The following is an 11,869-nucleotide window of genomic DNA, read 5'->3' as shown; positions in this document are numbered from 1 at the left end:
GCTGCTCTATTCGCTAACTTAATGCACTAAGCGTGTGTGTGAACAGACTACGTACACCATTAACAATCATCTGAACAGACATCATCAACAATAGCATCCCCATTAAGCGTTCTAATGCAGCTAGCCCTTTTTCTTTCAATAACCTATTCAGCATTGGCGCCATCATTAAAACGAAAACAGACACACCCCACGCACAAACAACAGAGACCAACAACCCACCGTGATCACTTGGGTAGCTTTTCACCATGACTAATAAGGTCGCCAGCGTTGATGGTCCAGCCAACATAGGAATAGAAATGGGTACGATGAAGGGTTCGATCACCGCGTTTTTTTCTTTCGCCATGACCGATGGGAAAATCATTTTAAGCGCAATCACAAACAAGACCACCCCACCCGCAATAGAGATAGACTCTGTTTCCAAATGCAGCAGCTGCATAAATTGCGCACCGAAATACAAGAACGCCACCAAAATAACCAAACCAATCACACCATCGCGTGCAACGATTGTATATTGACGCTTCTGTGGAACGCCTTTCATCACGGACAGTAGGATCGGAATGTTACCAAAAGGGTCAATAACAAACAGGAACAATAAAAACGTCGAGAGAATAGAAAAATCGGTATTCATGAAGAACTCATATCTTAGGTTTTAAAAAGAGATAGCCACTGAAAACTAGAATGCATAGACAAAAAATATGAAATCTTGATGTTTGGCATGTTTTAACAAAATAAAACTAGCTTCTGATTGATTTTAATGAGGCTATACTTAACTATCTACCCGCTAAATTGGGCTGAGCATAGTACCAATCTAATATTTGTTAAGGAAGGTATAAATCAAGGCATTTACTTACCGCTTTCATCAAGGAAGCCTAAAGAAAAACTTGTCCTAACCCTCTGCATTCAAATTTCCTACATTCCATTTCTACTTGCTCGCTCAATTTATCGGTAAACATAGCGCCCATAAAATATAATAGGAAATCTATTTCAAATGATATTTAAGTCCTTAAAACTACGTATCTACTTACTCGCTTTTGCACCTTTTCTAATAATTGCCGTTATTAGCGCAATCATACAAATGAACACATTACGATCTATTAGCGATGGCGTTTCTAGCCTAACCGAAAAGACCACAATTGATATTGAGAAGAAACGTCTAGTTTCCGTTTTAAGCACTTCTTTGAGCGTCATCCAAGACGATCTAAACAAGCCAGATAAAACAGGCTTAGAAGATGCTCTAAAAACCTTAAACAAGGTGAAATTTGATAACGGTCAAGGCTACCTTTATGCCTACGACACAAGTGGTGTACGGGTGATGCATGGCGCAGGCGCCGCCTTAGGTGGAAACTATTGGGATGCTAAAGATAAAAAAGGCAAGTTTTTCATTCAGGACATAATCAAGTCTGCCATGAAAGGAGATGGTTTTAGTACTTTCTACTTCCCTAAACCAGGTGCAAAAGAAGCGTCTGAGAAATTCGGCTACGCAGTTTATATATCAAAATGGAATGTTGTCATTGGCTCAGGTTTCTACATCGACAGCACAAACAAACTCATTGGAAGCATCCAAACCTCGATCAAAAAAATTCAAGACAATAGCTTACTAAATGCTTTGTTAATCCTCGCAGCTGTATTTATCGCCCTTACTTTATGTGTTTTATTGTCCTCCAAGACAATTTTGAAACCCTTATACATATTGAGCGACTCAGTCAAAGACCTAGCGTCTGGCCAAGGAGACCTAACCAATCAGCTACCAAACAGCTCAATTGATATCCTTAACAATATAGCAAATGACTTTAATACATTTTTAAGCTCAATGGCGATTGATATTAAAGAGCTGAAGCGTTCGAGTGACGAATTACATTCTATTTCAATGACTGCCAATGGACAGAAAGCAAAGTTGCAAGCAGTCTCTTCTAAGCAGATAGACGAAACCAATATGGTTGCTACTGCGGTTGAAGAAATGGCTTCCAATTCTGTACAAATTGCCGATATAGCAGAATCCACTAAGCATTCTGCCGAACACGTTGAAGCAGAAATTCAGGAAGTGGTGAAACAAGTTCAATTCTCAAGCACTCAGTTAAATGAATTAAGTCGTGTATTAACCAATGTAGAACAATCCGTAGAAGTAGTCGGAGTCAATGTCGAAGAAATCAACACAGCGCTAGGGGTAATACAAGGTATTTCAGAGCAGACTAATCTCTTAGCGCTCAATGCTGCAATTGAAGCAGCAAGGGCTGGAGAGCAAGGTCGAGGCTTTGCGGTTGTCGCCGATGAAGTTCGCGGTCTCGCACAACGCACTCAACAAAGCACCGTAGAAATTAAAGACATTCTGGAAAAACTTCAGACCAGTGCCGTTAAAACGATCGATGAAATGCACGGTTCAACGGAACAGCAAGAAAAAGTCGTTGAGTCTATGACCAAAATTAATAGCATCATTGACTCAAGCACCGAGTCTATTAGAAACCTAACATTGATGAACGTTCAAGTTGCTACCTCTGCAAACGAACAATCTCAAGTTGCAAATAGTATCTCTCAAAACGTGTCAGGTATTGCTCAGTTAGCAGAGGATATTGGTAATGATTCTAATGAGACTTCAGTTCAGATGGATAGATTAGAAAAACAAGCACAAATTATAAAAAGCATTACCGATAAGTTTAAAGCCTAATAACTCAACGGTATTGAGCAAGTGGTCAGCTTGGGAGCTCATTCAACCAAGCCAAGCTGAGCACTCATTCAAGCTATACAAAAAACTAACCCTGATAGCGAAGATCAAATTCTGCCAGCGAAATAGGTTTACTAAAATAATATCCTTGATAACCATAAACATCATGCTGCTTTAACAACTCAAATTGCTCATTGGTTTCCACTCCTTCTGCCACCACACTCACACCAAAATTATCCGCTAGATCCACTATCGACTTAACCATTAAGCGAATTTGCTCACCTCCTGCCAAATCTTTAATAAAAGAACGATCTATTTTAAGCTCATCAATCGGCAGTCGATGTAAATAACTAAGTGATGAATAACCCGTACCAAAGTCATCCAAAGAAATGGCAATACCATGAGACTTTAATCTATTCATTTTATCCGTCGCGTCATTGATATCTTGAAGCAAAACCGTCTCGGTAACCTCAACAATGAGTTTGCTTTTATCAATATCATAGGCGCAAACCGTCGCCATGAAATCTTCAACAAATTGGCTTTGCCAGATTTGCTTGGCGCTTAAATTCACTGACATAGTTAACATTTGGGTACTTGAGGACTGTTGCCACTTCTGTAGCTGTTCGCAGGCCTGCATAAGAACTTGCTCGCCAATATTAATAATCAGATTACTTTCTTCCGCTTGGTCCATAAAAGCAACCGGAGGCAACAACCCTCGTACTGGATGCTGCCAACGAACCAAAGCTTCAGCTCCTATTAATACCGCCTCTTTGTTCACCTTAGGTTGAAGATAAATAATGAAATCATGATCAAGAACAGACTGTCGCATGTCCTTATTAAGTTGACTTATATGCGTCAAATCATCTTTCATATCAATATCAAATAATAGAGCATGTTTACTGCTACTTGATTTAGCACGGTACAACGCAAGATCCGCCAATTGTAGCAATGCACCAGCAGTCACATCATTGCTTTTAAAGACTATTCCGCCAACACTAATAGAAATATCGTAATCAACAGACACATCATGATGGTCGTTTTCTATTGTAAACGTTTTTGATACTTCTTTAATTAACGAATCCGCATGCTTCTGAGCTTCAATCGTCGATACTTCTTTATCTGAATCAATTAGCGGATAGATAATGACAAATTCATCACCACCAAAACGAGAGGTAATCATTGTCTCTTTGCTTACATCTAACAAGCGAGTGGCGACCATTTTGAGCAATTTATCACCCATATGATGCCCATAACTATCATTTAGCAATTTAAAACGATTAAGATCTAAGAACAAAACAGCACTATAGCAATCCTCTTGTTTACTTAATAAGAGGGTCTTTTCCAACTCAATTTCCAGTTGGGTACGATTTACAAGACCTGTCAGTCCATCATAATAAGCAAGACGTTCAATTTTTTGTTGGTTATATTTTTCTGTGGTGATATCTAGAATAATACCCACCAACCAAGTTGGATCACCATTACTATCAAACTCAGCCACACGGCCACGATCCCAAACCCATATTACTTTCCCATCAGGCCGTTTTATACGAAACTCAATACTATATGGCTGGCTCGTCTTCAATAACAAATCCAATGCCTGAACCACTGCCACTCGGTCTTCAGGTAAAATACAGGCCTCAAACTCTTTAAAGGTTTCTTGGCTCGATTCAACACCCGTAATCAGGTCCCATCGCGCATTGTGAAGCACTTGATTGGTGTGAACATCCCATTCCCACAAGCCTTCCTCAGACACATCTAAGGCATGTTCAAGGCGTCTTTTATCTCTATCGGCATCTTCTTTCAATTGTGTGATATCAGTAACATCTTTAGCAACGATAGCAACTTTAAGGTTGTTTTGAGTATCTCTGAATGGAATTTTAGTGGAGCAAAGGTGTTGCTTTCTACCGGTATCAATATCGTACAAAGACTCACTAACGGTTTCTTTTTCAAACTTATTGATAACAGACTGCAAACTCTCCAAAAAGGCATCCGCTTGATCTCTATGCCGATCAAAAAAATAATCGTTTTTACCTATCATTTCATCAGGTGTACTGCCGTATAAATAGGCTAGTCTTTTATTGCAAAAAACATAATCTCCGTTGTATTCCTTAACGGTAACAATGTCTTCCATCTCATGAATAACATTGGTAATGAGATCCATGTTTTTCATAAATATTTTGTGTAGAAAAACAGAAGTGATCCCACCTGAAATAAACACAAGAGCAACGATGGAGAGCCCCAGCTGAAATGTGGACATTTCAACAAAAGAGTAGAGGAACAAAAATACAAGAAGACAAGTAAAACTAATTATAACCGAAACTAATCCTATTTTTAGTCTACTGTAACCAGTCACATTATCCATCTAATCGTCCTTATAGGTGAATGGGGATATTGTACGATTGTAGCTCAAAACAACCTCGTAAATTATATAATATTTGCTTGTTTGGTTTTAGTGTTTTCGAGGTAATATCAAACGTTAAGACGACTCTCCACATTAAAAATAAAACTTTTCCACTATAAAGAAATAATTCAATCTAAAGTCAGCATCCTATTACTTGGCCCTAACTGAAGATTATTGATTAATAAACATTAATCTTCACATACAAATGTAACACAAGCGTTGTAAACTGCTTTTTTTCAAAGACGTACTAAGGAAACACGCCATGAAATGCAAAGCGCTAATGCTGCCACTTTTCTCATTGTTACTGCTTATATCTACTATCGTCAATGCCAACGACCTAAAAGTAGGCAGCATAGCACTTGTCCCTCTTAGTACTTTGCACCCTACCCAACCTGCTATTGGTTACGACCAAGTTTATTACAAATTAGGACGCTTCCAAGCAGACCCTAAGAAACAATTTGATGAAATCTGTGAAGCAAATGGTCAAAAAGGTTTATCTCATTTTACCTCAAGTTCTATGCCCAACATTCCTAGCAGTTTTCAATGTGACGAGGCCGTGGGCACAGAAAAGAAAGATATGAAAACCATAGTGATTGCGCCAAATGGCCAATATTATCTTACTGATGGACATCATACATTTAACGCCTTCTGGCAAATGAAAGATGGTGGAAAGCAATTTAAGGTCAATGTTGTCGTTGCTAAAGATTATCGAGCATTACCTACCATGGCAGCATTTTGGAAAGCCATGGCAATAGACGGAAATACATGGCTACAAAACAGTACCGGGCACGCTATTACCTATCAGCAGCTTCCTACTTCTTTGGGAATGGCCAATTTTGAAAATGATAAATACCGCTCCCTCATGTACTACTCTCGCGACGTAGGCTGGAACAAGCCTAAATCTCCAGTACCGTTTCTTGAATTTTATTGGTCTAAAGAAGTCCGCAAAGGCATTGATCTAAGCCATTATGACCTAACTTCTGCCAAAGGGTACCGCCAAGCTATCACAGACGTCAGCCATTACCTTATAAATATGAAAAGCGATAATGTTGGCGGCTCAGGAAAAACAACCAAAGAAATGGGCCAGTTTACGGCCTTTAACAAAAAAGGACTGAATAAACTGTTCAACCCTAAAAAGGGAAAAGTGACTTATATGTTGAAATATAAGAACAGCTTATAAGATTATCATCGTTATCCTAAAACCTTGATCTGCCGTTAAGGGCAGATCAAGGTTTCTAGATCGCACAAAACTTGCGCGCAACCGTAAAACACGACTGACAAAAGGATTTTTACTGTTAGAAAATGTCATTTTTTAGTACTCTCTGCGCTCTTCAATCAGTAAGCCGCCTACACCAACATGTTTAAAAAATTTCTTATTCTCAGTGTCATTTTCTTGATCGCCCCGTTCCAGTCCGCCATTGCCGCGCAAAATTTTACCCTTATTAAAGCGCAAGCAAAATTATCTGACGATACTTACCTAACTGCCGACACACTTAAAGATAGGCTGAACCAACAAGGACAGGAGCTGGTTCATCAATCTTTGATACCTGCCTCTCAAGTCAGTTATTTCTTAAGCCAGAAGGACGGAGTACAAACCATTGCCATCCGAGGCACCGCTAACCTAGAAAACGCCATTGTAGATTTAACGGTATCGTTACAACCTGATCCCATCTTAGACATTAAACTGCACCAAGGCTTTGCTTCTGCCGCGAGAGCCGTTTACGAAAACATGAAACCCTATCTTAAAAAAGATGAAGCAATACACATCACTGGACATAGTTTAGGTGGTGCGATTGCCGTTATCTTAGGTATGTATTTACAACACGACCATTACCAAGTCACTCAGTTGATTACCTTTGGACAACCCAAAGTCACCAATGTGACGGGAGCCAATAAATTCAGTAACTTACCCTTGATTCGTGTTGTTACACTGCACGACATTGTGCCTTTAGTACCACCAATCAGCCCATTACAAATAAAAGACTTAGACATTTTCTGGCATATGGGACAAGAAGTTATTTTAATGGGAGATAAAAAATACGCTGAAACCAATGGTATAAAAAGCGCCCTAAGAGCGACAAAATTCACCACGTCTATTCCTAACGAACAAAATCTTAATGCTCACAAGATGTCGACCTACATGGGCCGAATTAATGAACTCCAGGACAATCCAGTGGAAGTTCCATATAAAACAGATATTAATTTATTTGGTTTTTCATTCGATTAAGACCAACCCGAATATAGGCTTTTCCAGACATAAAAAAACACCCAGTAAAATATCACTGGGTGTTCTTTATTTCCGTTTAGATAATTGAAGCAAGTACGATGCTCAGATCAAGTCTGATAACGCTATAAACGTAACCCTATCGGTAAACTTTCACCAACAAGGGCATTCAGCTCATTACTATTGATCTCTATTTGGCTTTCAAGACGCTCTAACCATTGAGCCGGACATTTGTCTTTTACTAACTTTTTGCCAATTTTCTTACGATAATCTTTAAGCGATGCTGATTCATCCTGATTCATTTGGCTCATAAGTACCGCGGCAAGCCCAGCCTGCTTACGTTTTTTCCAATCCTCTTTTAGAGCTGCGTCTAATAGAGGATACAGTGCGTCTTCAGGAATACGAGCTTCCTGCTCCCCACTCAATAAATGGCGTGAAGCAATCCGTCCCAATGTCCACCAAGCGGTATCAGGCTCTGAGGATTTTGACAGCCGCTTCAACAACCACTCTATCGCAGTCAGTTTGTCGACTTGTTCTAACTTCTCTAGGGCACCAACAAGACGAATTAAATCATCACTAGAACGAGTTAATAACGCCTTCATTTTTTCACGAGAACGCTGGCCCGACGGTGAATAAAATTGGCTAAATTGTTTAAATAAAAGGGTTTGCTGCTCAACAGATAAACCACCAGCAATACGTCGATACAGCGTCCAATATTGCCCCCAAACAGCCGCAGCATCATGCTGAGCACCTACCTTGGTAAGATTAACCACTTGCTGTACTCGAGCAAGATCTTCCTCTGCGCCATAACCAGGACGCAAACAATAACCAATCAGTTGCAACCATTGGCGTTCATGTTGAGCGCTTTTCATTCGACCTGATTTCAAGCTCAATAGCTTATCAACTAGACGTCGCGAGGTAGCAAGGTTCCAATGGTCACGACTCCCCAAAAGCGAATCTAAATCCTGTTTAAGGGACTTCACTAGATCGGGTGCTTGTTTTTGCCCAGCGCTAGAGAAACAGTTAGTCAAATGTTCTTCGGCTTGGCCCATATTGGCGGGCAATAAGCCGGTACTAGTCTTGTCACTCTCAGCTGATGCGTTAGATGACGAGGCGCTAGTCTGTGTAGAGAAAAGTAAACGCCACTGATCGCGCTCATTCTTGCTTTTCAAGGAGACTTGCAACACGCCCACTTCCGTCATTTGCACGGCCAAATTAACAACGGCTTCATTCGCATCAATTGAAGCATCCAGTTCAGTCGACAAGGTAGAAATATAATGCAGCCCTTCGTGATTTCGTACTTTGCCTACAATACAGTCGATATGATCATCTGAACGATAAAGAGGAAATTGAACCTGTTGACCTAGGGTGACAAAAAAATCTTGTTCTAGGGTTAAGGTTTCCCCTTTCAGGGTGTCTTTTGGCAGAATACCCACGAACTGATCGTCACCTACTTGCAGATACAAAGCATGTGCGACACCACTTTCGATTCGAGCACCCTCGCCCACTAGCGCACTCAAATAAAGAGCAGCCCCTTTCGCAACGGCATCATTTGGTTCATCAGCAACACAGGCTAATAACGGCGTGTCAGACCAAGCATTAAGCTGGTCTAATAGCTGCGTTTTTAACAGCGGGCTATTAAACAATCCTCCATTAAACAAAACAGCGTCTGGCATAGTGTTACCAGTGGCTTGTTGAATAGCCTCTTGATGAGTATAAAGAAATGCGGCCAAATGCCGGGTAAATGCCGGATCTGACTCATACGGCAAGCCCAAAGTATGCATGGCGTAAGCGCTTTTTTGCACCTTAGTATTCTGGTCTACCAATGGGAAAAAGCCGGTTTGAATTTGTTCAAGTAACGCATTACGTGACACGGAAAATTTCTGAGAACCACCGATCAAACGACTGCCGCCGCCCAGCACTGTAATACTGACATGATCTGGGGCAGCTTCACCGAGCAATGTCTCTTTGGCTTGACGCGTTTGCTGTACTAACGCAGCAAGCCGCGTCGCAGACAATGCGGAAATTTGCTTAGGATCAAGCTGAAAAGCCAACGCCTGATCTAAATTATCACCACCTAATAATAAGTGTTCGCCTACCGCTATACGCTTTAGTGACACACTCTTATTAGCGGACGTAGTCGGCTGAACAGAAACCAAGCTAAAATCGCTAGTGCCACCACCAATATCAACCACTAAGAGCATTTTTTTGTTTGCTAATGCCGCCAGTTTCACATCGTCGTTAATATAGTGATAGCAAGCAGCTTGCGGCTCTTCAAGCAAGTACAAATCATCGAGACCTGCATTTTTTGCTGCCTCAAGGGTTAAAGCACGCGCCTCTTCATCAAAAGAGGCTGGCAAGGTCAAAGCAACTTTTTGCTTTTCTAGAGGCGCATCAGGAAACGTATAATTCCAGCTTTGCTTGATGTGCATTAGCAACACTTGGCTAGCTTCCAATGGGCTTATTTTTTTAGCAAATTCGCTTGCCCAAGGAAGAATGGCAGAACGACGATCTACTTGGCGATGACTCAACCAACTTTTTGCGCTCTGCACTAATTGTCCGGCACGACGCTGACCAAGCGCTAACGCGCCCACACCAACGACACGCCCTTTATCACCATTACGCCAAGGCAGTACCGGGTCCAGTTTTTCATCCGCCGCCAATAGATAGATAGCGCTTGGCAAGAAGGTAAATTCTTGCACAGAACCATCTGACATGACTTGCGGAATTGGCAATAGAGTCGGCTCACCTCCATCATTCGATAAATAGGATACGACGCAATTGGTCGTACCTAAATCAATCCCAACTCGAAAAACTGACTCTGGCATTTACGCCTCCCTGACTTGAAACTCAATCGTCCAGTTTAGGTCCGATTTCGTATCGTGAGCTTGCAATAAAAGCAATCCTAACTCCGTGACACGAGCGGTTAGATACACTCGAACCATTTCACCTTCTTGATAATGCCCCGCATCCAATTGAATACTAATGGGATTCAATTCAATAAGCTGACCAAGCGCAAAAGAAGAAATCACCTTACCCACTGAATCTACTTGATTGCCTTGCGATTGGAAGAAACGGAAGGTCACCGATTCACCCACAACAAGCGAGAACTCATTCGGTAACATTTGCTCTTCTGAACCTTCATCCAAACCAAATGGCGCCACACAAACAGCATCCACTGGTGGCGCCATTCCTGGAATAGCAGGCATTGGGCTAGCGACACCAATATAATAATTCGCCGCTAAGCCACTTTTTACTTTTACCCCACCTTCAGCTTGCACCAAGGCATAATAGGTTGCTCCTTTCGCCACCGCATGATCAAGGTGTGACGGTGCTAACATAGTCAGCTCAACACCCTCTAACATGGCGCGCAGTCGAGTTTCTATCGTGCTGCGAATCAAGCTGGCATTAAATACACCGCCGTTGAGCAGGATTTTTGTTGGTTTAGCATTATGCTGCGCCAAGAACTCACTGATATGGCGAGTAATCGCAGGATCACTTTCATAATCCAAATTAATGGTACTGATACCACTACGTGGAGCTTTATGAGCTTGCTCACCAAACGTCACTTCTGGAAAAAAGCCTTGCAACAATAGCTGCTGAACATCGTTTTGAGTCAAGGTTGTTTTGATGCTGTTATTAAACAGGCTACGTCCGCGACTTGGTACGACAACACTCACATCAGACAAGTCTGCGTTAGACAGCAACCTCTCTTTCGCCTCACGGCACGCTTGAGTTAAACCAGAAATTTGCCACGGCTCTAGGGTCGTTCCACTTTGTGCAAGCTGACCGGCCAAATGGTAAGTCAGCGTCATATCCATGTTATCGCCACCAAGAAGGATATGACGGCCAACAGCAACACGCTCTAACCCTAACGTTCCATCTTGCTCAACCGCTTGAATCAAGGATAAATCGGTAGTACCACCACCCACATCAACCACTAAAATGTGCTCATCGACGTGTAAGGCATCACCCCAAGTTTCTTGGTCAGCTAACCACGCATAAAACGCAGCCAAAGGCTCTTCAATCAAACGTGCACGCAAGCCTACACGTTCCGCTGCTTGCTCGGTAATAGCGCGTGCGGCTGGATCAAATGAGGCTGGCACAGTAATAACCACATCTTGCTCTGCAATGGGGGCATTTGGAAACGCCAGCGTCCAAGCATGTACAAGATGAGATAATAATGTTTCCGTGATCTGCGCTGGCGAGACTTTTGAGACCTCTTCTAACGCGTCGACCGGTAAAATAGCTTCATCAGCACCCACTCGTGAATGACACAACCAACTTTTCGCACTTTGAACCAAGCGCCCAGAAGATTTCGCACCCAACTCACGAGCCAATTGACCAACGATGGAATTTGCTCTACCCCAAGGCAGCTGCAAATCGCTTTCTAAAAATTCGGTCGCATGAGGAAAGTAAACAAAAGATGGCAATAAAGGCTGTTCTGTTATTTGTCCTGCCGCGGTAAATTGCGGAATACTGAGTTGTTTAATCTCAGGCGTTGCGTTTTCTTGTTTTGATTCAGAATAGAAGACAGCCGAATGCGTGGTACCTAAATCGATACCAATAAAATAATCGCTCATAG

At 41.8% G+C, this 11,869-nt stretch carries 7 protein-coding genes; 3 read left to right on the top strand and 4 right to left on the bottom strand.

The window, feature by feature from the left end:
- Nucleotides 1-13 precede the first annotated feature (13 nt).
- Complete coding sequence (locus tag E0D70_RS06270; RefSeq protein WP_133011417.1) at nt 14-628, bottom strand: MarC family protein; 615 nt, start codon at nt 626-628, stop codon at nt 14-16.
- Between the two features lie 360 nt (nt 629-988).
- On the opposite strand from E0D70_RS06270, the gene E0D70_RS06265 reads away from it, so the two are divergent.
- Nucleotides 989-2,662 carry a methyl-accepting chemotaxis protein gene (locus tag E0D70_RS06265; RefSeq protein ID WP_133011416.1) on the top strand — a complete coding sequence of 558 codons (1,674 nt, stop codon included), beginning with the start codon at nt 989-991 and terminating at the stop codon, nt 2,660-2,662.
- A gap of 85 nt (nt 2,663-2,747) precedes the next feature.
- Here the strand turns inward: E0D70_RS06265 and E0D70_RS06260 are convergent, their stop codons facing one another.
- Nucleotides 2,748-5,021 carry a bifunctional diguanylate cyclase/phosphodiesterase gene (locus E0D70_RS06260; protein ID WP_133011415.1) on the bottom strand — a complete coding sequence of 758 codons (2,274 nt, stop codon included), beginning with the start codon at nt 5,019-5,021 and terminating at the stop codon, nt 2,748-2,750.
- A gap of 301 nt (nt 5,022-5,322) precedes the next feature.
- Here E0D70_RS06260 and E0D70_RS06255 point away from each other — a divergent pair, with 301 nt between their 5' ends.
- Nucleotides 5,323-6,240 carry a ParB/Srx family N-terminal domain-containing protein gene (locus E0D70_RS06255; protein WP_133011414.1) on the top strand — a complete coding sequence of 306 codons (918 nt, stop codon included), beginning with the start codon at nt 5,323-5,325 and terminating at the stop codon, nt 6,238-6,240.
- Nucleotides 6,241-6,417: 177 nt separating this feature from the next.
- A complete protein-coding gene (locus E0D70_RS06250) occupies nt 6,418-7,287 on the top strand; it encodes a lipase family protein (RefSeq protein WP_133011413.1) in 870 nt (289 codons plus the stop codon).
- Between the two features lie 122 nt (nt 7,288-7,409).
- Here the strand turns inward: E0D70_RS06250 and E0D70_RS06245 are convergent, their stop codons facing one another.
- Both E0D70_RS06245 and E0D70_RS06240 read right to left on the bottom strand, forming a co-directional pair.
- On the bottom strand, nt 7,410-10,112 hold the full coding sequence (locus tag E0D70_RS06245; protein WP_133011412.1) for a hsp70 family protein: 2,703 nt from the start codon (nt 10,110-10,112) through the stop codon (nt 7,410-7,412).
- Entirely contained in the window at nt 10,113-11,867 is a 1,755-nt protein-coding gene (locus E0D70_RS06240) for an Hsp70 family protein (RefSeq protein ID WP_133011411.1), read from the bottom strand.
- Nucleotides 11,868-11,869 lie beyond the last annotated feature (2 nt).

The organism is Marinomonas flavescens (assembly GCF_004352835.1).
Lineage (GTDB): Bacteria > Pseudomonadota > Gammaproteobacteria > Pseudomonadales > Marinomonadaceae > Marinomonas > Marinomonas flavescens.
Note: the sequence above shows the minus strand (reverse complement) of the source record. Positions and strands in the feature narration are given on the sequence as shown.